Annotated in this window: 19 protein-coding genes; 9 read left to right on the forward strand and 10 right to left on the reverse strand. The window is 72.9% G+C overall.

Going from position 1 to position 23,654, the window contains the following annotated elements; all coding sequences use genetic code 11:
* Positions 1-39: 39 nt before the first annotated feature.
* The 4 genes from ACFZCF_RS08165 to ACFZCF_RS08180 all read right to left on the reverse strand — a co-directional run bounded on the left by ACFZCF_RS08165 (position 40) and on the right by ACFZCF_RS08180 (position 8,166).
* Entirely contained in the window at positions 40-1,614 is a 1,575-nt protein-coding gene (locus ACFZCF_RS08165) for a S8 family serine peptidase (RefSeq protein WP_388436860.1), read from the reverse strand.
* A 542-nt stretch (positions 1,615-2,156) separates the two neighbouring features.
* Positions 2,157-2,939 carry a DUF4232 domain-containing protein gene (locus ACFZCF_RS08170; RefSeq protein ID WP_391285412.1) on the reverse strand — a complete coding sequence of 261 codons (783 nt, stop codon included), beginning with the start codon at positions 2,937-2,939 and terminating at the stop codon, positions 2,157-2,159.
* Between the two features lie 99 nt (positions 2,940-3,038).
* Positions 3,039-5,711: a BTAD domain-containing putative transcriptional regulator gene (locus tag ACFZCF_RS08175; protein ID WP_391285414.1), complete on the reverse strand. Its 2,673-nt coding sequence runs from the start codon at positions 5,709-5,711 to the stop codon at positions 3,039-3,041.
* 274 nt (positions 5,712-5,985) lie between these two features.
* Positions 5,986-8,166 (reverse strand): SNF2-related protein, encoded by a 2,181-nt coding sequence (locus ACFZCF_RS08180; protein WP_391285416.1) that lies wholly within the window; start codon positions 8,164-8,166, stop codon positions 5,986-5,988.
* A gap of 144 nt (positions 8,167-8,310) precedes the next feature.
* Between ACFZCF_RS08180 and ACFZCF_RS08185 the strand changes: the two genes are divergently transcribed.
* Both ACFZCF_RS08185 and ACFZCF_RS08190 read left to right on the forward strand, forming a co-directional pair.
* A complete protein-coding gene (locus ACFZCF_RS08185) occupies positions 8,311-8,562 on the forward strand; it encodes a hypothetical protein (protein WP_355367704.1) in 252 nt (83 codons plus the stop codon).
* Positions 8,562-8,954: a DNA-binding protein gene (locus ACFZCF_RS08190; protein WP_391285419.1), complete on the forward strand. Its 393-nt coding sequence runs from the start codon at positions 8,562-8,564 to the stop codon at positions 8,952-8,954. The genes ACFZCF_RS08185 and ACFZCF_RS08190 overlap by 1 nt, the downstream gene beginning before the upstream one ends.
* A gap of 120 nt (positions 8,955-9,074) precedes the next feature.
* Here the strand turns inward: ACFZCF_RS08190 and ychF are convergent, their stop codons facing one another.
* Positions 9,075-10,163: a redox-regulated ATPase YchF gene (gene ychF / locus ACFZCF_RS08195; protein ID WP_388436868.1), complete on the reverse strand. Its 1,089-nt coding sequence runs from the start codon at positions 10,161-10,163 to the stop codon at positions 9,075-9,077.
* 379 nt (positions 10,164-10,542) lie between these two features.
* Here ychF and ACFZCF_RS08200 point away from each other — a divergent pair, with 379 nt between their 5' ends.
* Entirely contained in the window at positions 10,543-11,133 is a 591-nt protein-coding gene (locus ACFZCF_RS08200; protein ID WP_391285992.1) for a DUF6542 domain-containing protein, read from the forward strand.
* 414 nt (positions 11,134-11,547) lie between these two features.
* On the opposite strand, the gene ppgK is transcribed toward ACFZCF_RS08200, so the two are convergent.
* Positions 11,548-12,300 carry a polyphosphate--glucose phosphotransferase gene (ppgK, locus tag ACFZCF_RS08205; RefSeq protein WP_388436871.1) on the reverse strand — a complete coding sequence of 251 codons (753 nt, stop codon included), beginning with the start codon at positions 12,298-12,300 and terminating at the stop codon, positions 11,548-11,550.
* Between the two features lie 29 nt (positions 12,301-12,329).
* Complete coding sequence (locus ACFZCF_RS08210) at positions 12,330-13,331, reverse strand: 4-hydroxy-3-methylbut-2-enyl diphosphate reductase (protein WP_388436874.1); 1,002 nt, start codon at positions 13,329-13,331, stop codon at positions 12,330-12,332.
* Positions 13,332-13,568: 237 nt separating this feature from the next.
* Here ACFZCF_RS08210 and ACFZCF_RS08215 point away from each other — a divergent pair, with 237 nt between their 5' ends.
* The 4 genes from ACFZCF_RS08215 (at position 13,569) to ACFZCF_RS08230 (ending at position 17,461) form a co-directional block, all read left to right on the forward strand.
* Complete coding sequence (locus tag ACFZCF_RS08215; protein ID WP_391285422.1) at positions 13,569-14,957, forward strand: amino acid permease; 1,389 nt, start codon at positions 13,569-13,571, stop codon at positions 14,955-14,957.
* Between the two features lie 149 nt (positions 14,958-15,106).
* On the forward strand, positions 15,107-16,312 hold the full coding sequence (gene xseA, locus ACFZCF_RS08220; protein WP_388436880.1) for an exodeoxyribonuclease VII large subunit: 1,206 nt from the start codon (positions 15,107-15,109) through the stop codon (positions 16,310-16,312).
* Positions 16,313-16,362: 50 nt separating this feature from the next.
* Positions 16,363-16,596 (forward strand): exodeoxyribonuclease VII small subunit, encoded by a 234-nt coding sequence (locus ACFZCF_RS08225; protein ID WP_388436883.1) that lies wholly within the window; start codon positions 16,363-16,365, stop codon positions 16,594-16,596.
* A 274-nt stretch (positions 16,597-16,870) separates the two neighbouring features.
* Positions 16,871-17,461 carry a malonic semialdehyde reductase gene (locus ACFZCF_RS08230; protein WP_388436886.1) on the forward strand — a complete coding sequence of 197 codons (591 nt, stop codon included), beginning with the start codon at positions 16,871-16,873 and terminating at the stop codon, positions 17,459-17,461.
* Positions 17,462-17,531: 70 nt separating this feature from the next.
* Here the strand turns inward: ACFZCF_RS08230 and ACFZCF_RS08235 are convergent, their stop codons facing one another.
* A complete protein-coding gene (locus ACFZCF_RS08235; RefSeq protein WP_391285426.1) occupies positions 17,532-18,056 on the reverse strand; it encodes a DUF4245 family protein in 525 nt (174 codons plus the stop codon).
* A gap of 127 nt (positions 18,057-18,183) precedes the next feature.
* Here ACFZCF_RS08235 and glpX point away from each other — a divergent pair, with 127 nt between their 5' ends.
* On the forward strand, positions 18,184-19,215 hold the full coding sequence (gene glpX, locus ACFZCF_RS08240) for a class II fructose-bisphosphatase (RefSeq protein ID WP_388436892.1): 1,032 nt from the start codon (positions 18,184-18,186) through the stop codon (positions 19,213-19,215).
* Positions 19,216-19,352: 137 nt separating this feature from the next.
* Here glpX and ACFZCF_RS08245 read toward each other — a convergent pair whose 3' ends face one another.
* A complete protein-coding gene (locus ACFZCF_RS08245; protein WP_388436895.1) occupies positions 19,353-19,724 on the reverse strand; it encodes a WhiB family transcriptional regulator in 372 nt (123 codons plus the stop codon).
* An 827-nt stretch (positions 19,725-20,551) separates the two neighbouring features.
* The gene (locus ACFZCF_RS08250) at positions 20,552-21,301 is read right to left on the reverse strand and encodes a DUF1707 domain-containing protein (RefSeq protein WP_391285995.1); all 750 of its coding nucleotides are present in this window, start codon (positions 21,299-21,301) and stop codon (positions 20,552-20,554) included.
* Positions 21,302-21,959: 658 nt separating this feature from the next.
* Between ACFZCF_RS08250 and ACFZCF_RS08255 the strand changes: the two genes are divergently transcribed.
* Positions 21,960-23,633: a FumA C-terminus/TtdB family hydratase beta subunit gene (locus tag ACFZCF_RS08255; protein WP_391285428.1), complete on the forward strand. Its 1,674-nt coding sequence runs from the start codon at positions 21,960-21,962 to the stop codon at positions 23,631-23,633.
* Positions 23,634-23,654: the final 21 nt, after the last annotated feature.

Consider the following 23,654-nt stretch of genomic DNA (forward strand, 5'->3'; position numbering starts at 1 on the left):
GGTGGCCGCCCCTGACCTGCTCAGGGCCTCAGGTGCGGATCAGAACTGCAGGGCCCAGGAGTCGATCTTGCCGGTGTCGGCGTTGGCGTTGTCCGTCACGCGGAGCTTCCAGGTGCCGTTGGCGACCTCGGAGGAGGCGTTGACGGTGTAGGTGGTGTTGATGTTGTCGGCGCTGCCGCCGGTGCCGAAGGCCTTCAGCGTGTACGCGCTGCCGTCGGGGGCGATCAGCTGGACCTGGAGGTCACCGATGTAGGTGTGGACGATGTTCACCGGGACCTGGAGGGCCGAGGGGGCGTTGCCGGTGACGCCGCTGACGGTGACCGGGGACTCGACGGTCGCGTTGTCGGCGATGGCGAAGTCGGCGGTGTTCTCGAACTTCGGGCCGGGCGGCGGGGTGGTGCCGCCCCCGCCGACGAAGAGGAGCTTGTTCGGCGAGCCGGTGCCGGGGCTGGTGACCACGTTCGGCGTGGCGGCGGTGGTGAGGGCCGTGGAGACCTGCGCCGGGGTGGCGGTCGGGTTGTCGGCCAGGTAGACGGCGGCGGCGCCGGCCACGTGCGGGGCGGCCATCGAGGTGCCGGAGATGGTGTTGGTGGCGGTGTCGCTGGTGTTCCAGGACGACTTGATGGAGGAGCCCGGGGCGAAGATGTCCAGGACGCTGCCGTAGTTGGAGAAGCTGGAGCGGGCGTCGGTGCTGGTCGTGGAGCCGACCGTGATCGCCTCGGTGACGCGCGCCGGGGAGTAGTTGGAGGCGTTGGAGTTGTCGTTGCCTGCCGCGACCGCGTAGGTGATGCCGGCGGCGATGGAGTTGCGGACGGCCTGGTCGAGGACGGAGTCGACGCCGCCGCCGAGGCTCATGTTGGCGACGGCCGGCTTCACGGCGTTCCGGGTCACCCAGTCGATGCCGGCGACGACCTGGTCGGTGGTGCCGGAGCCGTTGTTGTCGAGGACGCGGACGCCGACGATCTTCGCCTTCTTGGCGACGCCGTGGGCGGTGCCGCCGACCGTGCCGGCGACGTGGGTGCCGTGGCCGTGGCCGTCCTGTGCGGTGTTGTCGTTGTCGATGGCGTCGTAGCCGTTGACGGCGCGGCCGCCGAAGTCGCTGTGGCTGATGCGGACACCGGTGTCGATGATGTACGCCGTGACGCCCTGGCCCGCGCTGTCCGGGTACGTGTAGCTCTGGTTCAGCGGGAGGGCCCTCTGGTCGACGCGGTCCAGACCCCAGGACGGCGGGGACGGCTGGGTGGCGTCGATGGTGAAGACGCGGTTCTGGACGACGGACTTCACGGCCGGGTCGGCGGCGAGCTTCTTCGCCTGCGCCTCGGAGACCTCGATGGCGTAGCCGTTCACCGCCGAGGTGTACGTGCGCTTGATCTTGGCACCGAACTTGCCGGGGACCGCGCGGCCCTCGGCGGTCTCGGCCTGGGCGGACTCTTCGAGGGTGACGATGTAGCTGCCCGGGATGGTGCCCGCGGCTCCGGCGTTCTCGATGACGCCCTCCGCGGCGGCCGGCGCGGCCGTGGCGGGGAGGGCGGAGAGCGAACCGAGGGCCAGCGCCGTGACGGCTATGGCCGCGGCGGTGCTGATCCGGCGACGCGATGCGCGCATCACTGCCATGTGAGGTGTCCTCCTGGTGGGGGGTGCTCCCGTGGGGAGGGAGCCCGATGTCCTGCATCACGACAGGGACATGACAAGTACTCGTGCGGTCCGACGCGGAACCTCACGAACCCCGGCCGCCCTGCCGTCGCCGAAAGATTGACCGATCCATAGGAATCCCGCAAGAGGACGTGCGTGCCCGCAACTCCCCTGCCACAGGCCCGACATGACCGATCAGTAGCTTCCCGGACGCGGGCTCGACCGCCCCCACCTGCGAACCTCCCCCACCCGGCCGCCATCCGCCGACCGCCTTCTGGAGACGGGGAATTCACAGTGCCGACACAGCCGGCGCACGCGGAACGGGCCCGTCCCCGATCCCCGGGAGACGGGCCCGTCGTCCGCGGCGAACCGCGGACCCTTCGGAACCGGCCGGCACGCGGCGAACCGCGAACCTCGGATCTCGGATCTCGGATCTCGGATCTCGGGCCTCCGGACCTCCAGACCCTCAGACCTCAGACCTCGATCCGCGATCCGCGTACCTCGGGCCTGGATCCGCGAACCGCTCAGAACTCGTCGGCGCCGTTGCGGAGTTCGGGCGTCCAGTACCCCGTCTTGGCCACGGCCTCGTCGACGGCGATCCCGCCCGCCGGGGCGGTCACCACGACGCTGCCCTCGGCCGGACCGTCGGCGGCGAAGAGGTTCACGTTGAACTCCTTCACCACCTTGTTGTCCTCGTGGACCCCGCCGTTGGACACCCGCACGTTGGCGTACGCGGGCGCGCCCGGCACCAGGACCACCGGGGCGGCCGGCTTGCTCGCCGGGACGGCCGGGACGTCCTTGGCCGTCTGGATCTCGCCGAAGGCGATGAGCGGGTGGCCGAGGAGGCGGCAGGTGCGGCCCGAGGTGTTGGTGGCGGTGAGGACGATGTGCTCGGTGGGCACCTCGTCGGCCTTCTCCGCGGTGATCCTGACGTCGCCGTGGGCGCAGACCGCGGCCTTGGCGGCGGCATCGGAGCCGGCGGCGGCCGGAGTGGCCTGCGCGGCGGCGCCCGCCGTGCCCTTCCCGGCGGCGGGAGCGGCCGAGGAGCCGGAGCCGGCGGAGGAGCCCGCCGAGGAACCGGCCGAGGCGGCGGGCGCCGCGCTCTCCGTCGCCCCGGCCGCGCCGGTCGCCCCGGTCGCGCCCGCGGTCCCGGCGGTCGCCGTCGCCGCCGGTGCGCCGGCCGAGGTCTTCGCGCTGCCGGCGTCCTTGACGCCCTCGTCCGCGCCGCAGGCCGTCAGGCCGAGCGAGACGGCCGCGACGGCGGCGACGAGAAGGGCGGTCCTGCTGCTGGTGGTGGTGGTACGCATGTCGGAGTTCCCCCGTGGTCGGTGAAGCGTGGTGCGTCGAACGGTCGGTGGTGCGGTGTCCACCCTCCCGCCGCGCACTGCCGTCCCGCTTGCGTACCGCTAACGCCCCGCCGCGAGGCGCGCGAGGCGCTCCGCCGCCCGCGCCGAACCCGCCGTGAAACCGGCCGCCTCCGCGTCGGCCGCGGCGCGTTCCAGCTGGTGAGCGGCCTCCTCGACCCGGCCGATGCCGGCCAGCGCCTCGCCCCGTACGATCCGCAGCTCGGCCTGGACGACGACGGCGTCGGGCGCGACGAGCTCCCCCGCGCGCAGCACGTGCGCCAGCGCCTCCTCGTACTCCCCCGCTCGCAGGCAGTGCCCCGCGAGGTGCTGGAGGGCGAGCACCTGGGTCGACGGGTGCCCGGTCCGGTCGGCGAGCGCGACCGCCCGCGCCATGAGCGTCCGGGCCCGGGCGTACGCGCCGGTGGCGTCGAGGACGGCCGCGTGGTTGACGACGGCGATGGCCTCGCTGATCGGGTCACCCGCCAGGGCGGCGAGGTCGGGCGCCCGCTCCAGGTGGACCAGCGCCTCCTCGTCCCGACCCTCCTCGTGGAGGATCCAGCCGAGCAGTGCCCGCGTCCGGGACTGCGCGTCGGGGTCGCCGACCGCCTCTGCGGAGGCGAGCCCGGCTTCCAGGAGCGGGGTCCAGCCGTCCTGGAGCCGCATCAGCATCAGCGGCCAGGCGACGAGCGCGAGCCGCCACGCCCGGTCGTGCAGGCCGAGGGCGGCGGAGGCGGCCACGGCCCCCTCCAGGGCGGGGCGCTCGGCGGCGTACCAGTCGAGGGCGGCGGTACGGCCCTCGAACTCCGGGATCGCGGCGGGCCTGCGCGCGTCGGCGGGCAGGGCGTAGCAGGGCTGCGAGCCGGGTTCGGCGGCGGCGTCGGCGGCGAGGCCCGCGTACAGGTAGTGGTCGAGGAGGCGGCGCAGCCCCTCCGGGTCGGCCTGCGGGGCGAGGCCGCGGGCGTAGAGGCGTACGAGGTCGTGCGGGGTCCAGCGGCCGGGCACCGCCTCGGTGAGGAGGTGGGCGGCGGCGAGCCGTTCGAGGTCGGCGGCGGCCCGGCCGGGGGTGGTGCCGGTGAGCGCGGCGGCGGCGAAGTGGTCCAGGTCGGAGCCGGTGTGCAGGCCGAGGGCGCGGAAGGCGCGGGCGGCGGACTCGGGGAGCTGCTGCACGGTGAGACGCAGCGCGGCGGAGACGCCGACGTCCTCGACGTCGAGGAGCGCGAGGCGTCCCTGCTCACAGGCGAGTTCGCCGACCATCTCGCCGAGGAGGCGGCCCGGGCGTTCGGCGAGCCGGGCGGCCGTCACCCGCAGCGCGAGCGGCAGCCCGTCGCAGAGCCCGGCGAGCCGCTCGGCGGCGTCCGGCTCCGCGGCGACCCGCTCCTCGCCGAGCACGGTCGCGAGGAGCGCGGTCGCGGCGGCGGGCGGCAGCTGCCGGAGCGGCACGGGCCGGGCCGCGTCGGAGGCGATGAGCCCGCCGAGCCGGTCCCGGCTGGTCACCACGGTCACGCACCCGTCGCCGCCCGGCAGCAGCGGCCTGACCTGCTCCGAGGAGCGGGCGTTGTCGAGGACGACGAGCATCCGGCGGCCGGCGGTGAGGCTGCGGAAGAGCGCCCCTCGCCCGACCGCCGTCTCCGGCACGCGCTGCTGCGGCACGCCGAGCGCGAGCAGGAACTCGCGGAGCACGACGCCGGTCTCGGGCGCCGGGGTGTCGCTGAAGCCGCGCAGGTCGGCGAAGAGCCGCCCGTCGGGGAAGGCGGCCCGCCGCCGGTGCGCCCAGTCCACGGCGAAGGCGGTCTTGCCGACCCCGGCGGGCCCGGTGACCAGGCAGACCGGCGCGTCGCCGTCACCGGCCGCCCGGTCGAGCAGCACGGCCTCGGCCTCCCGCCCGGTGAAGCCGCGCGGGGCCCGGGGCAGCAGTTCCGGTACGAGGACGGGCTCGGGCACCGGCGGGTCGGCCGGCGGCGGGGCCGGGGCGGGCGCCGGGACGAGGACCGCCCCCGCGTCCCGCAGCAGCCCCGCGTACGTGTCGGCGAGCGCGGCACCCGGGTCGACGCCCAGCTCCTCGGCGAGCAGCCGGCGGGTGCGGTGGTACCAGTCGAGGGCGTCCGAGCGGCGCCCGGCCCGGGCGAGGGCCGTCATGAGGGCGGCGGCCAGCGATTCGCGGAGCGGGTGCGCGACGGCCTCGGTCCGCAGGACGGCGGCGGCCCGGCCGTGCTCGCCCAGTTTCCCGTACGCCTCCGCCAGCGCCTCCACGGAGGAGAGCCGCAGCTCCTCCAGGGCGGTCGCGGCGGCCTCCAGGGGTCCGCTCGGGACGGTGCCGGTCAGCGCGGGCCCCTGCCAGTACGACAGCGCCTCGCGGAGCATCCGTACGGTGTCGGCGGCGTTCCGCTGCGCGCCCGCGAGCCCGACCAGCTCCTCGAACCGGTGGGCGTCGACCAGCGATTCGGGCATCCGCAGCAGATAGGCGGAACCCTGCGTGGTGAGCTCCACGCCGTACGCCTCGGCGCCGTGCGCGGCGAGCAGCGCCCGCAGCCGGGAGACGTGCCCCTGGAGCACCGTCTTGGCGTGCGTCGGGGGCTCGTCCTCCCACAGCGCGTCCATCAGCCCGGTCACGTTCACGGCCGTGTTGGGGCGCAGCAGCAGCGCGGCCAGCAGGCTGGTGCGCTTGGCCGGCCCCGGGGCGACGTCGCCGCCCTCCGTCACGACCGCGACGGATCCGAGCAGCCGGAACTCCACCCGTACCTCCGCGTCCGATTCCCCCGCTGCCCCCGGCAGCCGAGGATACGCGGCTCCGCACCCCCGACCTGCACCGATCCCCCCGGGAACCAGGTTTTCGGCCGAAACCGACGCGCGAAGGGCCACGGCCCCGGTCCTCGCCCCCCCGGATCGCACGGCGAGCGGAACGAGCCCCGGCGCTCCCGGCCGAGTCCCAGCGAACCGAGCCACGCGCACGCCGCCGACGACCCCGGACCCCCGACCGCCCGGGCCACCGACCAAGGCCGGCCACCCCTCACTCGGGTGCCATGAGTGTCCCGCCCGTCATACCCAGACGAGCCTGTTCCTCCTCGACGATCCGACGTGCCAATTCGGTGTCCGACACGTCGACCGCGTCCGGGGTGGCTTCGGCCACGGCGCTGCGGCGGGCATAGGCATCGAACAGGCGCGTCTTGGTTTCCAGCATCTTCACCATGCGTTCGTCCACGCCTCCGGTGGCGAGGAGGCGGTGCACGCGAACCGGCCTGACCTGGCCCATACGATGCGCCCGAGCCACCGCCTGATGTTCGATGGTCGGCTTGATCTGGGGTTCGCAGATGACGACGACGGAGGCGGCCTGCATGTTGAGGCCCACGCCCGCTGCCTGGATCTGCCCCAGGAGCACCGCCGGGCCCTGCACACCGGCGAAGTCGTCGACGATCTCCTGGCGACGCTGGGCCGGGACACCGCCGGTCAGCGGACCGAACACTGGAGCGTCCCCGGCGGTTCCGGCCGCGAGGGCCTCCTTCACCACGCCCAGTACGTCCTTGAAGTTGGAGAAGACCACCGTCTTCTGCCCGTTCTCGCCGGCCTCCTGAACGATCTCCCGGAGCCGGTCCAGCTTGGCCGACTTCTCGGGGCGCATGTACGCGGCCCTGCGCATGGCCATGAAGTTGCCCGCGCGCACGGCTTCGCGGTACGCCTCCTCGTCCGAAGCGCTCAGCTCCTCCCATCCGTCGGTCTGCTGAAGGCTCGGGAGTTCCGTCAGCACGTCCTCCTGGTTGCGCCGCAGGTAGACCGGGGCCACAGCCTTGCGGAAGGCGACCGATCCGGCCAACGCGTCCCGTTCACCGAGGGAGTCCGCGACGTCACCGTCGAGCATCTGGACCAAGTTGCGGAACTCCACGACCCTGTTCTCCATCGGAGTTCCGGTCATGAAGAGGGTGCGCTCACAACGCTCCGCCCACAGGCCGACCGCTTGGGACCGCTTGGCCTTCGGGTTCTTCACGGAGTGCGCTTCGTCGACCACCAGCAGCCCGACCTCCCCGCCGCCGGGTGCGGGAAAGCCGCGCAGCGCGTCGAACGTGGTCACCCCGACGCCGCCCCGCCCATTCCAGTCGGCGAACGCGTCACGCCGGTCGGGACCATGGAGCACCATCACGCGCAGGGCGCTGCGGGCCTCGATCTCCCGAGTCCAGTTCACGAGAACGCTCGCCGGGCAGACGACCATGAAGTGGCTCTGCCCCTCGGCGGCCAGGTGTGCCAGCACGGCGATCGCCTGGATGGTCTTCCCGAGACCCATCTCGTCCCCGAGTATCACCTTCCGCTGCGCAAGCGCGAACCGCGCGCCGAACGCCTGGTAACCGCGCAGGGAGACTCGCCGGTGCGTGTCGTCGAGGTGCTGGGTCCGTACCCGCTCCGCAATCTCGTCCGGCAGAAAGCCCTCTGCGGCAGCCGCGTCCGGCATCCGCCCGGAGATCTCGGCGAGCAGGCTGTAGTACTCGGCTGAGCGGAGTTCGAAGTCCACCCAGGCCGCGACGTCGGACGATTGCCCCCGAAGCAGGTCCACCGACGCCTGGGCCAGCAGCTCGGGCAGGCCGGCCTGCACCGCCTCGTCCACCAGTGAACGGGTCTCGGCGACCGCCGCCCACGCACGAGCCTTCTTCTCCCGGCCGGCCAGAAGCATCCGTACCCTTCCGGCGGCGGGCCTGGCGTCGACCAGTAACGGACCGAGTCGTTCCGCCAGGACGGTGGCCTTGTCGACCGCACGCCGGGCGTCCGGGCCGGCCTCCACCAGGACATGCAGGGCCATGACGAGCGCGGTGGTTCGCGGTTCCGGCCGGTCCACGTCGATGTGGACGGCCACGGTCTCGTGCACAGCCTCGGAGAGCCGGCGGGCGGCGGCAAGCATCTGGTCGACGGTGCGCTGGCCCACACCGGGAATCTGCCGCAGCCGGTAGGGGCCTGCTTCGAGAACACTGCCCAGGGTGCGCAGTCCGCTCTTCTCGACGCTCCCCAGCCGCAGCCGCCCTTCGGTGACATCCTGCAGACGGCCGACGGGAATGGCGTCGAGCTCCCGCTTCACCGCCGCATCGTGGATGGGCTTCAGTGCCGCCCGTACCGCCTCCACTGCCCTTCCGTGGTCACCGACCACGGCCTGCGCCGCCTCGTAGAGTCGCGCTCCCCTCGCGACTGTGTCCCGCTCGCCACGCCCCACGCTTCCCGCCCCTCTCCGGCCCTCCCCACGTCTTCCCACCGCCCACACCGGGCCTCGACGGACGTTCGCTGCTCCCTGCGGATGGCCGACCCCCGGTCAGTCATTCACGCCCCAAGTCTTACGACCGCCGGTAGGATCGGCACCATGAGCGGTAGTAGGAAGTATTCGATCAGCCTGCCCGAGGATCTCGCCGAGGCCGTACGCGCCCATGTCGGGCCCGGCGGTTTCTCCGCCTATGTCGCCGAGGCACTCGAACAGAGGGTCGCCATGGACAAGCTGCGGGAGATCGTCACCGACTTCGAGACCGACAACGAAGCTCTCACCCGCGAGGAGGTCGAGGCCGCCCGGGCGCTGCTGCGCCACGACCACCGGCAGGCCGGCGGGGCCGCCGCCTGATGCCCGGCACCCTCCTGCTCGACAGCGAAGGACTCTCGAAGCTCTACCGCAAGGACCGCACCGTCGTGGCCCTGGTCCAAGCGGCCTCGGAAGAGGGCGTCCGCGTCGCCACCAGCGCCATGACCACGCTTGAGGCCGACTACGAGCGCATCCACCCGGCCCGCATCAAGTGGGTCCTCTCCCGCATCGACGTTCACGACGTCACCAAGGAGATCACCGACCAGGCCGCCGTCCTCCTTCGCACCCATCACCTTCACGGTCACAAGTACGCCATCGACGCCGCTCTCGCCGCCATCGCCCGCAACGCGCCCCAGCCGGTCACTGTCCTCACCTCTGACCCCGAGGACCTGACACTCCTGTGCGGCCCTTCCGTGGAAGTCGTCAAGGTCTGAGGCAGCCTGACGCCGACCGGACCTGCCGCCGCCCCACGTCACAGGGCAAGGACTCCACGCGGACAGACACCTGTGCCCGACCTGCCAACAGGCGGGTCGGGCACAGTTCTTGACGAGACGTCACACGTTGAAGCGGAACTCCACGACGTCGCCGTCCTGCATGACGTACTCCTTGCCCTCCATGCGGGCCTTGCCCTTGGCGCGGGCTTCGGTGACCGAGCCCGTTTCCACCAGGTCGGCGAAGGAGATGACCTCGGCCTTGATGAAGCCCTTCTGGAAGTCGGTGTGGATGACACCGGCCGCCTCGGGGGCCGTGGCGCCCTTCTTGATCGTCCAGGCGCGGGACTCCTTGGGGCCGGCCGTCAGGTAGGTCTGGAGGCCGAGGGTGTCGAAGCCGACGCGGGCGAGGGTGGCGAGGCCGGGCTCCTCGGCGCCGACGGACTGGAGGAGCTCCATGGCGTCCTCCTCGTCGAGCTCGGCGAGGTCCTGCTCCAGCTTGGCGTTGAGGAAGATCGCCTCGGCGGGGGCGACCAGGGCGCGCTGCTCGTCCTTGAAGGCGTCGTCGGTCAGCTCGTCCTCGTCGACGTTGAAGACGTAGAGGAAGGGCTTGGTGGTGAGGAGGTGGAGGTCGTGGAGGAGCTCCGCCTTCTCCGAGCCCTGGACGATGCCCTGGGAGAAGAGGGTGTCGCCCTTCTCCAGGATCGCCTGGGCGGCCTCGACGGCGGCGACCTTGGGCGCCGTGTCCTTCTTGATCCGCATCTCCTTCTGGAGGCGCGGGAGGACCTTCTCGATGGTCTGGAGGTCGGCGAGGATCAGCTCGGTGTTGATCGTCTCGATGTCGTCCTTGGGCGAGACCTTGCCGTCGACGTGGACGACGTTCTCGTCCTTGAAGGCGCGGATGACCTGGCAGATCGCGTCGGACTCGCGGATGTTCGCCAGGAACTTGTTGCCCAGGCCCTCGCCCTCGCTCGCGCCGCGCACGATGCCGGCGATGTCGACGAAGTCGACGGTGGCGGGGAGCACGCGCTGCGAGCCGAAGATCTCGGCGAGCTTCGTCAGGCGCGGGTCGGGGACGCCGACGACGCCCACGTTCGGCTCGATCGTGGCGAACGGGTAGTTGGCCGCCAGCACGTCGTTCTTGGTCAGGGCGTTGAACAGGGTCGACTTGCCGACATTCGGCAGGCCGACGATTCCGATCGTGAGCGACACGGTGGCGACTTCCCTAGATACGGATGGGGGGCGGACGGTGGGTCGATCCCCCCAGTTTACGGGCGCCCGGCGCGGGCCCTCGCCGTCCGCAGGGGCCGCGGCCCGGACCGCCTCCCGGCCACCTACGGTCGGGATCGGTCGAACTGTGGCCACAAGGTCACCCGAAGGGCGTGTCCCGGGCCCCTCCCGCCGTGTCCCGACCTACGTTGGTGAGGTGGAGCAGCACAGGACAAGTCAGCCGCGAGGCCGCCGACGGCCGCAGACGCCCCTCCCGCCGCCCGGCCCGCTCGTGGAGGTGGAAGGGGCCGCCGCCGGGGCCGGGGCGGCCACCGTCTACCGGGTCGGTGCGCCGACGGCGGCCCGGCGGCCCGCGCCTCCCGTGGTGCAGGCCCTGCGGCGGCTGCCCTCGCCCCGGCTCACCGGGCTCGGCGCGGGGCTCTTCGCCTCGGCGGCGATGCTGGTCGTCGGGTTCCTCGACTGGCTGGTCCTGGACGGCTCGCCGCTGGCGTTCGGCCTGCTGTTCCTGCCGGTGAGCGCGCTCACCGCGCTGTGGGTGCGCCCCGCCGACCTGGTCACCGCGCCGATCGCCGTCCCGATCGCCTTCGCCGTCGGCGTCGTGCCGATCGCCGGCGGCAGCGGGGGCTTCGGCGGCCAGGCCATGGCCGTGATCACCGCGCTCGCCGTGCACGCCGGGTGGCTGTACGGGGGCACGCTGATCGCCGGCCTCATCGCGAGCGTCCGCAAGGTGCGCGACATGGGCCGCCGCCGGGGTCGCCCGGTTCCCTCGGCCCCGGCGAACCCCGTACGAGCAGAACGCCCGCCCCGCGTCGCGGGCGCCGCCGGGCCCGTACGGGGCGGTCAGACGCCCGGGCGGGGAGCAGCCGCGGGGCAGCCCTCCCCCCGGGAAAGCGGTCAGGCCTCCGCCCGGGGCACCCAGCCCCCAGGACGGGACCGACGCCCCACGCCGTAGCGCTGCCTGTGCCGGACGCGGGCGGGCGGCGGGGCCGGGAGCCTTACGTCTGGGCGGGGGCCGTGGGCCCTGCCTCTGGGCGTGGCCGGTCCTGGGGCCGTAATCCGGTCGGTCTTCCGGACCCATGCCGTAACGGGCCCGGCGGCAGGTGGGCCGGGTCCGGCGCCTGCCGGTGCCGGACGCCGTACCCCCGCCGAGCGGCCAGAGTCTGGAGCCGTGCCCCGCCGGTCTGCCAGGCTGAAACCGTAGCCCTGTCCCACGGCCTGCCCCGGAGCCGTGACCCCGCGGGGCTCGGCTCGGAGACCCGACCGCGCCCGGTGACCGGTGGCGTAGCCGCGCAGGAGCTCGGCTCGGAGAGCCGACCGCGCCCGGTGGTCGGTCGGGCCCGAGGGCGTAGCTCTCTCGGGTGGGCCGTCAGGCGGGGGGTGTCGTGCTCGCGGCCATGGCCGCGCCGACGATGCCGGCGTCGTTCCGCAGTTCGGCGGGGACGATCTCGGCGCGGATGCCGTCCAGGTACGGGAGGAATTTGTCGGCCTTGCGGCTCACTCCGCCGCCGAGGATGAACAGCTCCGGGGAGAAGAGCATCTCCACGTGGGCGAGGTACTTGCGGAGCCGCTTGCCGGCCCAGTGCTCCCAGGTCAGTTCCTCGTCCTCGCGCGCCTTGGAGGAGGCGCGCTTCTCGGCGTCGTGGCCCTTGAGCTCCAGGTGGCCGAGCTCGGTGTTGGGGACGAGGCGGCCGTCGGTGAAGACGGCGGAGCCGATGCCGGTGCCGAGGGTCAGCATGATGACGGTGCCGGTGCGGCCCCGGCCGGCGCCGAAGGTCATCTCGGCGAGGCCGGCCGCGTCGGCGTCGTTGAGGACGGTGACCGGGAGGCCTCCGACGGCCTCGCCGATCAGCGCGCCGGCGTCGGTGTCGACCCAGGACGGGTCGACGTTCGCGGCGGTACGGATCGTGCTGCCGGTCACGACGCCCGGGAAGGTGACGCCGATGGGGCCGGTCCAGCCGAAGTGCGCCACGACCTCCGCGACGCTGCCCGCGACATCACCGGGTGTCGCGGGCTGCGGGGTGAGGATCTTGTACCGCTCCTCGACGAGGGCGCCCCGTTTCAGATCCACGGGTGCACCCTTGATGCCCGAGCCGCCGATGTCCACTCCGAAGACGTTCATGGACTCAAGCTAACCGGGCGGGCCGGGTCCTACTCCTCGACGAGTGCGGAGGCCTCGGCGCGCAGGTCGCGGCGGAGCTCCTTGGGGAGCGAGAAGGTGAGGTGCTCGTCGGCGGTCTTGACGATCTCCACGTCGACGTAGCCGCGCTGCGACAGCCACTCCAGGACCTCCTGGACCAGCACGTCGGGGACGGAGGCGCCGGAGGAGAGGCCGACCGAGGTCACGCCCTCCAGCCACGCCTCGTCGATCTCGCTCGCGAAGTCCACCAGGTACGCGGCGGGAACGCCGGCCTGCTTGGCGACCTCGACCATGCGGATCGAGTTGGAGGAGTTCTTGGAGCCCACGACGATGACGAGCTCGGCCTGGCCGGCCAGCTCCTTGATCGCGGTCTGCCGGTTCTGCGTGGCGTAGCAGATGTCGTCCGACGGCGGGGAGACCAGCTGCGGGAACTTGTCCTTGAGCGCGTCGACCGTCTCCATCGTCTCGTCGACGGAGAGCGTGGTCTGGGAGAGCCAGACGACCCGGGAGGGGTCGCGGACCTCGACCTTGGCGACGTCCTCGGGGCCGTCGACGAGCTGGATGTGGTCGGGGGCCTCGCCGGAGGTGCCGATGACCTCCTCGTGGCCCTCGTGGCCGATGAGGAGGATGTCGAAGTCCTCCTTGGCGTACCGGATGGCCTCCTTGTGGACCTTGGTGACCAGCGGGCAGGTCGCGTCGATCGTCGCGAGCCGGCCCTGGCGGGCCTCCTCGTGGACGGTCGGGGCGACGCCGTGCGCGGAGAACATCACGATGTTGCCCGGCGGGACCTCGGTGGCCTGGTCGACGAAGATCGCGCCCTTCCGCTCCAGGGTCTGGACGACGTACTTGTTGTGGACGATCTCGTGGCGCACGTAGACGGGGGCCCCGTACTGCTCCAGGGCCTTCTCGACGGCGATCACGGCACGGTCCACGCCCGCGCAGTAGCCGCGGGGAGCGGCGAGCAGGACACGCTTCGGGCGGTTGGTCGCGGGCGTTGCAGTCATGCCTCCCATCGTAAGGCCGGGCCGGCGGACGGCCGTCGCACGCCGGGCGGGCGGGAGCGGCGCGGCGGTGGGGGGGGAGAGAGGGCCTGTCGGTGGGTCGGGGGGGGGTGGGTCGCTGGGGGAGGGAGGGGCGCGCCGGTGGGGGCGCGTCGGGGTCGGGCCGGGGCCGTGGTGGTGCGCGGGGCGTTCGGCGGACGGGGCGCGTCGGTGAGCGGTCCGGGGGCGGCCGTGGCCGAAACTGACGCCATGGCTGAGGACGCGCAGGCGGCGCACGGGGAGACGGGCGGGCGGCCGGACCACACGGGGCTGCGGCGGACGCTCGGCTTCCGCGATCTGGTCGTGTACGGGCTGCTGTTCATCGCGCCGATGGCGCCGGTCGGCGTCTTCGGCACGCTCGACGCGAAGTCTCACGGGGCCGTCGCACTGGTGTACGTCGTGGCGACCGTGGCCATGGCGTTCACGGCCTTCAGCTACGCCCAGATGGTCCGGGTCGCACCGCAGGCCGGCTCGGTCTTCGCGTACGCCCGCAAGGGGCTCGGTGAGGGGCCCGGCTTCATCGCCGGCTGGATGGCGATGCTGGACTACCTGCTGATCCCGGCCGTCGCGTACCTCTTCGCCGGGATCGCGATGGAGGCGCTGGTGCCGGAGGTGCACCGGTGGGTGTGGACCGGGATCGCGGTGGTGGTGACCACCCTGCTCAACCTGTGGGGGGTGCGGGCCGCCGCCCGGGTCGGCTTCGCGGTGCTCGCGATGGAGATCGTGGTGCTGCTGGTGTTCGTGGTGTCGGCGCTCGTCGTGCTCGTACGGGACGGGGCGCAGCGCGACTGGTGGTCGCCGCTCACCGGCGACGGGACCTTCTCGCTCGCGGCGGTGATCGGCGCGGTCTCGGTGGCCGTCCTGTCGTACCTGGGCTTCGACGCGATCGCGGCCTTCGCGGAGGAGGTCACCGGCGGTTCGGCGAAGGTGGCGCGGGCGCTGCTCTTCTGCCTGGTGCTCGCCGGTGTCCTGTTCGTCGCCCAGACCTGGCTGGTCGCGCTCCTCGAACCGGTCTCCTCCGCGGAGCTCGCGGCCGATCCGGGGAAGCAGGGTTCCGCTTTCTACGACGCCGTCGACGTCTCGGTCGGCGACTGGCTGCACGATCTGGTCGCGGTGTCGAAGGCGATCGGCGCGGCGTTCGCGGCGCTGGCCGGGCAGGCCGCCGGCGGGCGGCTGCTCTTCGCGATGGGCCGCGAGGGGCGGCTGCCGCACGCGCTCGCGCGCACCGACTCGGGGGTGCCCCGGGTGGCGCTCCTCGTGTCCGCCACGGTGACGATGATCGCGGCGCTGTGGGCGGCGCGCCGGGACGACGGCCTGGACCACCTGGTGTCGGTGGTCGACGTCGGCGCGCTGACCGCCTTCGTGCTGCTGCACGCGAGCGTGATCGGCTGGTTCGCCGTCCAGCGCGCGGAAGGCCCGCCGCACTGGCTGCGCCACGTCGTCCTGCCCGCCCTCGGCGCGGTGATCCTGATCGCCGTGATCGTGGAGGCCGCGGTGGCCGCCCAGGTGGTCGGTGTGATCTGGCTGGGCATCGGCCTCGTCGTCCTCGCGGTCCAGGGGGCGGGGCGGGGACCGGCCGGGGGAACCGGGCGGCGGTGAGACGACGCGGGGAGGACGCCGGTCCGGGGGCCGGACGGGCACCGTAGGGCAGCCAGGCACGAAGGCGCGTCGCTCCCGGAGCGGCGGGCGGCGGGCAGTGGGCGGAGGCTGGCGGTGACGTTGTCGGAGGGCGCCGTTACGCTCGGTGCATGGGTCTGACTACGTCCGCCGAAGCGCCGCTTCCCGTCGGTGAGGTCTCCCGGATGATCGGGGGGTGGATCGACCGGCTGGGGGCGATCTGGGTCGAGGGGCAGATCACGCAGCTCTCGCGACGCCCCGGTGCCGGGGTCGTCTTCCTGACGCTGCGGGATCCCTCGTACGACATCTCCATCGGGGTGACCTGCTACCGGCAGGTCTTCGACGCGGTGGCCGACATCGTGTCGGAGGGCGCGCGCGTCGTCGTGCACGCGAAGCCGGAGTGGTACGCGCCGCGCGGGCAGCTGTCGCTGCGGGCGGTGGAGATCAAGCCGGTCGGGATCGGCGAGCTGCTGGCCCGGCTGGAACAGCTGAAGCGGGGGCTCGCGGCCGAGGGGCTGTTCGCGCTCGACCGGAAGAAACCGCTGCCGTTCCTGCCGCAGCTGATCGGCCTGGTCTGCGGCCGGGCGTCGGCGGCCGAGCGGGACGTCCTGGAGAACGCGCGGCGCAGATGGCCCGCCGTCCGCTTCGAGGTGCGGAACGTGCCGGTGCAGGGCGTGAAGGCGGTGCCGCAGGTGATCCAGGCGGTGCGGGAACTGGACGCGCACGAGGACGTGGACGTGATCGTGGTGGCGCGGGGCGGCGGCAGCGTGGAGGATCTGCTGCCGTTCTCGGACGAGCAGCTGGTCCGCGCGGTGGCCGCGTGCCGGACGCCGGTGGTGTCCGCGATCGGGCACGAGCCGGACTCCCCGCTGCTCGACCTGGTGGCGGACCTGCGCGCCTCCACGCCGACGGACGCGGCGAAGAAGATCGTCCCGGACGTGGGCGAGGAGCTGGAGCGGGTACGGGGGCTCCGCGACCGCGCGCTGCGGACGGTCCGGGGGCTCCTGGAGCGCGAGGAGCGGGGACTGGCGCACGCGCTGGCCCGGCCGGTGATGGAGCATCCGCAGCGGATGGTGGAGGTCAGGGAGGACGAGCTGGACGCCCTGCTGGCGCGGAGCCGGCGGGTCCTCGGGCACCTCCTGGACCGGGCGGAGTCGGAGCTGGCGCACACCCGCGCCCGGGTGCGGGCCCTCTCCCCCGCCGCGACCCTGGAGCGCGGCTACGCGGTGCTCCAGAAGGCGGACGGTTCCGTGGTCCGCGCGGCCGACGAGGTCGCGGAGGGCGAGGAGCTGCGGGCCCGGGTGGCCGAAGGAGAGTTCACGGTGCGGCGGGCGTGACGGGCGCGCGCGGGACGGCGACACGAGAAGGCACGGAGGACGGAGAAGACATGGCAAGCGGTACGGAGACGGGTGCGGCGCTCGGGTACGAGGAGGCGCGCGACGAGCTGATCGAGGTCGTCCGGCGCCTGGAGGCGGGCGGGACGACCCTGGAGGAGTCGCTGGCGCTGTGGGAGCGCGGCGAGGAGCTCGCGAAGGTCTGCCGTCGCTGGCTGGAGGGCGCCCGCGCCCGGCTCGACGCCTCGCTGGCGGCCGAGCGCGAGGCGGAGGAGTCCGAGGACTGAGAGAACCGGGGGGAGGAGGGGGAAGACCGGGAGGGCCGGAAGGCACGAGGGCGAACGGGAGGAGCGAGGGGACCGAGGGGACCGGGAAGAGCGAGGGAGAACCGAGTGAGGGAAAACCGAGCGGGGCCGGCGGGGCCCGGGCTACACTGACGAAGTGAAACGGATCACTATCCGGATCGGATAGTTGAATTTTCACCAATCGCGGGCGTACTGTCGAGACCTCGCCCGCATTCCCCGCCGGGCACGTCCCCTTGCAGTCCGGAAGGTACGCAGCATGTCCCTCGTTCTCGACACCGCCGCCCAGGACCTCCTCTTCCGTGAGGCCCGCACCGCCAACACGTTCACCGACGAGCCGGTGACCGACGAGCAGGTCCAGGCGATCTACGACCTGGTGAAGTACGGCCCCACCGCCTTCAACCAGACGCCGCTGCGCATCACGCTGGTCCGCTCCGAGGAGGCCCGCGAGCGCCTCGTGAAGCACATGGCCGAGGGCAACCAGGCCAAGACCCGCACCGCGCCGCTCGTCGCGATCCTCTCCGCCGACAACGAGTTCCACGAGGAGCTCCCGGAGCTGCTGCCGCACTTCCCGCAGGCCAAGGACATGTTCTTCTCGGAGCGCCCGGTCCGCGAGGGCTCCGCGCTGCTGAACGCCGCCCTCCAGGCCGCGTACTTCATCGTCGGCATCCGCGCCGCCGGCCTGGCCGCCGGCCCGATGACCGGCCTGGACTTCGGCGGCGTGCAGAAGGAGTTCCTGGACGCCGACCACACCCCGCTGATGGTCATCAACATCGGCAAGCCGGGCGAGGACGCCTGGTTCCCGCGCTCCCCGCGCCTGGCCTACGACGACGTCATCACCACCGTCTGAGCCAGACCTCCGCGTACGACGAAGCCCCCGGTGCCGAGGCACCGGGGGCTTCGTCGTACGCGGAGGCGGGTCAGGCCTGCTTCGACCGGAGCGCGGCGGCCATCTCCGCGAGCGTGTCGAAGGACGCCGTCCCCGTCACGACCGTGGTCGCCCCGCCCTCGGTGCGCACCAGCGCGTCGTACTTGGGACCCTCCCAGCGCTGCCACTCCTGCCCGGCCACCGTCTGCGTCCGGCCCGTGTTCTTGGCCGAGTGCGTGACCTTGGGCACGAACTTCTTCGGCTCGGTGGTCGACTGGTTGACCGAGACGTACTGGGTGTCCGGGGAGAGGAAACCGAGCTGCCAGGCGTTGCCCTGCTCGCGCTTGTACGAGACCACCGTCGCCTTCCAGTCCGCGCCGAGGCCCTCGGGCGCCAGCACCGGGTAGGGCGCCGCACGCTGGGCCGTGACCAGCTCGACGCGGTAGTCCTTGGCCTTGACCGGCTCCGCGTCCTCGTCGTGCGGGATGAAGAGATACATGACCCCCGCGGCGACCATGATCACCCCGAGGGACTGGAACATCCCGCGTACCGTCTGCCTGCCTCGCTTAGCTGCCACGCCCCATATGGTCGCATCCGGGTCCCGCGCTCATACGTGGGCCCCTCTGCTCAATTTGTCGACCTGGCGATAGAGTCACAGCACCCTCCTTATTTCCGGCCGTCGTCGTACAGAAAGGTGCGCTCCGATGACCGAGCACCACCTGCCCCCCGAGCTCGAGGTCTCCCCCGAGGCCCCCGACCGCAACCTGGCGCTCGAACTGGTCCGCGTGACCGAGGCCGCCGCCATGGCCGCCGGCCGCTGGGTCGGCCGCGGCGACAAGATCGGCGCGGACGGCGCCGCGGTCAACGCGATGCGGACCCTCATCTCGACCGTGTCGATGAACGGCGTCGTCGTCATCGGTGAAGGCGAGAAGGACGAGGCGCCGATGCTCTTCAACGGCGAGCGGGTCGGCGACGGCACCGGCGCCGAGGTCGACATCGCCGTGGACCCCATCGACGGCACGACCCTGAACGCCAAGGGCATGCCGAACGCCATCGCCGTGCTCGCCGCCGCCGACCGCGGCTCCATGTTCGACCCGTCCGCGGTCTTCTACATGGACAAGCTGGTCACCGGCCCCGAGGCCGCCGACTTCGTCGACATCAACGCGCCCGTGTCGGTCAACATCCGCCGGGTCGCCAAGGCGAAGGGCATGAACGCCGAGGACGTCACCGTCGTCATCCTGGACCGCCCCCGCCACGAGGGCATCGTCAAAGAGATCCGGGAGACCGGCGCCCGCATCAAGTTCATCTCCGACGGCGACGTCGCCGGCTCGATCATGGCCGCCCGCGAGGGCACCGGCGTCGACCTCCTCATGGGCATCGGCGGCACCCCCGAGGGCATCATCTCGGCCTGCGCCATCAAGTGCCTGGGCGGTGTGATCCAGGGCAAGCTGTGGCCGAAGGACGAGGCCGAGCGCCAGAAGGCCCTCGACGCGGGCCACGACCTGGACCGCGTCCTCACCACGACCGACCTGGTCGCCGGTGAGAACGTCTTCTTCGTCGCCACCGGCATCACCGACGGCGAGCTGCTGCGCGGGGTGCGCTACCGCTCCGAGACCGCGACCACCCAGTCGCTCGTCATGCGCTCGAAGTCCGGCACGATCCGCCAGATCGACTCCACGCACCGGCTCGCGAAGCTGCGCGCCTACAGCCAGATCGACTTCGACCGGGCGAACTGACCCCGGTCCGGCGACGGCAGCGAAGAGGGGCGCCCCCATGTGCGGTGGGGGCGCCCCTTTCCGTTCCGACGGGTCCGGATCACGGAGTACGGGACGCGGCTCGGGCACCGGAGCCGTCGGCCCCGGCGGTCCGCCCGTCAGCCGGCCTGGGCGACGCGCTCGGCCGCGGCGGCCTTGCGGAGCTCGACCTCGCGGCGGCGGCGCCGGGCCAGCACCACGCGGCGCTCGGCGGCGGTGAGCCCACCCCAGACGCCGTACGGCTCCGGCTGCAGCAGCGCGTGCTCGCGGCAGTCGACCATCACGGGGCAGCGCGCGCAGACCCGCTTGGCCGCCTCCTCGCGCGCCAGCCGCGCGGCGGTCGGCTCCTTGGAGGGGGCGAAGAAGAGCCCGGCCTCGTCGCGGCGGCACACCGCGTCCGCATGCCAGGGACCGTCCTCGTCCTGCCGCGCCGGAGCACGCTGGGGCGGCACGGGGGCTACCTGGAGGGGCTGAGGCGGCAGTTCCAGCACGGTCTACTCCTGACGACGGCTTCGCGAGCGAGCAGCGATGCACCAGCCCTACCCGCTGTGCGCGCGCCTATGCACTCCGTGCGCCCCCCATCCGGAGTCCGGAGCCCCGACGACGCATTCCGGTCAGTTTTCTGGCCGATACCTGACGGGTGATCGGCGGGGTGGCCGTGGAGTGGGTGTCGAGCGACCGGGGGCGGGCGGGGCGGGAGGCGCGGGGCGGAGGTCGGCCCGGGCGCGGGCGCAGGCCGACGGAGGATCGGCCGGGCCGGGGCCGGGGTCGGGGGCGCGGGGCGGCCGGGGATCGCCCGGGGCTCGGGCGCGGGCCGGCCGGGCATCGGCCGCGGGCCGGTCGGGGATTCGGCCGGGCGGTCGGGGATTCGGCCGGGGCGGTCGAGGATCGGCCCCGGGCCGAGCGCGAGGTGGCCGGGGGCGGTCGGGGCTCACCCGAAGCCCGACCGCAGGCTGGTTTGGGATCGCCCAGGGCTCGGGCGCGGACCGGCCAGGGATCGCTTGGGCTCGCCCACAGGCCGGCCCGAGCTGGAAGCGGGTCGGCCGGGGCGCGGGCACGGGCCGACGGAGGATCGGCCGGGATTGGGCGCGGGGCGGCCGGGGATCGACCGCGGGCCGACGAAGGTTCGGCCGCGGGGCGGCCGGGGACCGCCCGTGGGTCGGGCGCGGACCGGCCAGGTATCGCCTGGGGCTCGCCCGCAGGCCGGCCCGAGCTGGGAGCGGGTCGGCCGGGGCGGGGATCGGGCGCGGGGCGGGCCCTTGCCCCGTGCTTGAGCCGGTTGCGGGGCGCCGAGCGCGGCTCGTCGGGCTCGGGCCCGTCAGTGCCCGAGGTGCTTGCGGACCTTGGTCTGGAGGTCGGTGACCCACTTGCCGCGCTTGGGTCTCGCCTCCACGTTCCCGAGCACCGCGTAGCCGTTGACGACCACCAGCGGCGCCTGCGGGTCGACCCCCTCCAGGGTCGTGACCTCGAAGTTCCCGAGGATGCCGGCGCCGGAGCCGCGCAGGCTGATGTTCTCCGGGACGCGGACCTCGATGTTCCCGAAGATCGAGGTGGCGTTGATGGTGGTGAGGGGCTGGGTGAAGATCGCCTCCGTCAGGTCGATCTCCACGTTTCCGAAGATCGCGAAGGCGTTGGTGCGGCGGGCGACCCGCCAGCGGCCCTTGCGGGTGGTGCTGGAGAAGACGGCGAACAGCTGGTCCGCGTTCCCCTCCGCGTCCTCCGGGCCGTAGGCGGCCGGGGCCGGGGCCGGCCGCGCGCCGGACGGTCCGCCGTCGGCGGCCGGCAGGTCCCGCACGATCGGCTCCAGCTCGCCCACGGTCTTGGCCCGGTACACCGCCTCGACCCGATCCGCGTGCTCCTCCGCGTCGAGCCGCCCCTGCGCGAGCGCCTCGGCGAGGATGTCGGCGACCCGGTCCCGGTCGGCGTCGGAGGCTCGGAGCGACCCCTGCGGATCGGCGTACCCCTGCGGTGCGGGAGCCGCCGGTGCCGGAGCCGCCGGTGCGGCGGGCCGGGCGGGAGCGGTCGGCGCGGCGGGAGGAGTGGGAGCAGCCGGAACGGCGGGCGCCACGGGCGCCTCGGGAGCGGCGGGGGCCTCCGGTGCGGCCGGGGCGGTGGGAGGTGTCGGGGCGGCGGGGGCTTCCGGCGCGGCGGGTGGCTGCGCGGGGTCGGACGGCCGCGCGGGGTCGGGCTGCTTTTCGAGGTCCACGCATCCACCCTGGCACACGCGATAGGTCGCGACCAGGGATCCGACCCCCCATCTCTCCCCTAGGGGACACGACTTGCCCCGCCCCGCACCGGGACCCGAAACCGCTCCCGCACCGCACGGGGACCGGGCCCAGGGCCCCCAACCCGTACCCGCACCGCACGGGGACCCGTACCCGAGACCCGCGATCCAGACCCGGGACCCCAGACCCGTACCCGTACCCGGCCCCGGCCCCGGCCCCGGCCCCGGCCCGATCCAGCCCGTCGCCCCCGGGAGGAGCCGCTCCCTGTCGCCCCCGCCCAAACCGAGCGCCCCCAACCCGGACTTGCCGAGAACGGATCGCCTCCCCCCGGAAACCTGTCGGCGGGCCTTCCCCTCGCGGAAGACTCCACTTCGGCGTGTTCCCGGTGCCGGGTGAGCCTTACCTCACAGGATCGGTGTCGCGCCCGCGTTCTACGCTGGAGGGCGCGCCCGCCAACGGAGGCGCGCGCTGCTGTCTGCCGAGTGAGGAATGGCTGCCGTCATGCCAGAGTTTGCGTACTCCGATCTGCTCCCCGTCGGAGAGGACACCACGCCCTACCGCCTGGTGACCGCCGAGGGCGTCTCCACCTTCGAGGCCGACGGCCGTACGTTCCTCAAGGTCGAGCCGGAGGCGCTGCGCAAGCTGGCCGCCGAGGCCATCCACGACATCCAGCACTTCCTGCGCCCGGCCCACCTGGCCCAGCTGCGGAAGATCATCGACGACCCGGAGGCGTCGGCGAACGACAAGTTCGTCGCGCTCGACCTGCTGAAGAACGCGAACATCGCCGCCGCCGGCGTGCTCCCCATGTGCCAGGACACCGGCACCGCGATCGTCATGGGCAAGCGCGGTCAGAACGTGCTGACGCGGGGCCGCGACGAGGAGGCCCTGTCGAAGGGCATCTACGACGCGTACACCAAGCTCAACCTCCGGTACTCGCAGATGGCCCCGGTCACCATGTGGGAGGAGAAGAACACCGGCTCGAACCTGCCCGCGCAGATCGAGCTGTACGCGACGGACGGCGGCGCGTACAAGTTCCTCTTCATGGCCAAGGGCGGCGGCTCGGCCAACAAGTCGTTCCTCTACCAGGAGACGAAGGCCGTCCTCAACGAGGCGTCCATGATGAAGTTCCTGGAGGAGAAGATCCGTTCGCTGGGCACGGCGGCCTGCCCGCCGTACCACCTGGCGATCGTGGTCGGCGGCACGTCCGCCGAGTTCGCGCTGAAGACCGCGAAGTACGCCTCCGCGCACTACCTCGACGAGCTGCCGACCGAGGGCGACGCCGCCACCGGCCACGGCTTCCGGGACAAGGAGCTGGAGGAGAAGGTCTTCGAGCTGACGCAGAAGATCGGCATCGGCGCGCAGTTCGGCGGCAAGTACTTCTGCCACGACGTGCGCGTGGTCCGCCTCCCCCGCCACGGCGCCTCGCTGCCCGTCGCGATCGCCGTCTCCTGCTCGGCCGACCGCCAGGCCGTCGCGAAGATCACCGCCGAGGGCGTCTTCCTGGAGCAGCTGGAGACCGACCCGGCGCGCTTCCTGCCGGACACCACGGACGAGCACCTCGCCGAGGACGGCGACGTGGTGAAGATCGACCTGAACCAGCCGATGGACCAGATCCTGGCCGAGCTGACCAAGTACCCGGTCAAGACGCGCCTCGCGCTCACCGGCCCGCTGGTCGTCGCCCGTGACATCGCGCACGCCAAGATCAAGGCGCGGCTCGACGCGGGCGAGGACATGCCGCAGTACATGAAGGACCACCCGGTCTACTACGCGGGCCCGGCGAAGACGCCCGAGGGGTACGCCTCCGGTTCCTTCGGCCCGACGACGGCCGGCCGCATGGACAGTTACGTGGAGCAGTTCCAGGCGGCGGGCGGCTCGATGGTGATGCTCGCCAAGGGCAACCGCTCGCAGCAGGTCACGGACGCGTGCGGCACGCACGGCGGTTTCTACCTGGGCTCCATCGGTGGCCCCGCCGCCCGCCTCGCCCAGGACTGCATCAAGAAGATCGAGGTCCTGGACAACGAGGAGGACGGCATGGAGGCCGTCTGGAAGATCGAGGTCGAGGACTTCCCGGCGTTCGTCGTCGTCGACGACAAGGGCAACGACTTCTTCCAGAACCCGGCGCCGGAGCCGACGTTCACCCACATCCCGGTGCGCCAGGGCTCCCAGCTGTCGTAACCCTCCGGGCTCCCTGCCCCC

This window comes from Streptomyces sp. NPDC007945 (assembly GCF_042958885.1).
GTDB lineage: Bacteria > Actinomycetota > Actinomycetes > Streptomycetales > Streptomycetaceae > Streptomyces.

Coding starts and splice junctions, on each gene's coding strand:
- ACFZCF_RS08170 (WP_391285412.1), bottom strand. CDS start 2,939: ATGCGTACCACCACCACCAGCAGCAGGACCGCCCTTCTCGTCGCCGCC.
- ACFZCF_RS08210 (WP_388436874.1), bottom strand. CDS start 13,331: ATGGGAGGCATGACTGCAACGCCCGCGACCAACCGCCCGAAGCGTGTC.
- xseA (WP_388436880.1), top strand. CDS start 15,107: ATGGGTCTGACTACGTCCGCCGAAGCGCCGCTTCCCGTCGGTGAGGTC.
- ACFZCF_RS08165 (WP_388436860.1), bottom strand. CDS start 1,614: ATGGCAGTGATGCGCGCATCGCGTCGCCGGATCAGCACCGCCGCGGCC.
- ACFZCF_RS08185 (WP_355367704.1), top strand. CDS start 8,311: ATGAGCGGTAGTAGGAAGTATTCGATCAGCCTGCCCGAGGATCTCGCC.
- ACFZCF_RS08230 (WP_388436886.1), top strand. CDS start 16,871: ATGTCCCTCGTTCTCGACACCGCCGCCCAGGACCTCCTCTTCCGTGAG.
- ACFZCF_RS08255 (WP_391285428.1), top strand. CDS start 21,960: ATGCCAGAGTTTGCGTACTCCGATCTGCTCCCCGTCGGAGAGGACACC.
- ppgK (WP_388436871.1), bottom strand. CDS start 12,300: ATGAACGTCTTCGGAGTGGACATCGGCGGCTCGGGCATCAAGGGTGCA.
- ACFZCF_RS08190 (WP_391285419.1), top strand. CDS start 8,562: ATGCCCGGCACCCTCCTGCTCGACAGCGAAGGACTCTCGAAGCTCTAC.
- ACFZCF_RS08215 (WP_391285422.1), top strand. CDS start 13,569: ATGGCTGAGGACGCGCAGGCGGCGCACGGGGAGACGGGCGGGCGGCCG.
- glpX (WP_388436892.1), top strand. CDS start 18,184: ATGACCGAGCACCACCTGCCCCCCGAGCTCGAGGTCTCCCCCGAGGCC.
- ACFZCF_RS08225 (WP_388436883.1), top strand. CDS start 16,363: ATGGCAAGCGGTACGGAGACGGGTGCGGCGCTCGGGTACGAGGAGGCG.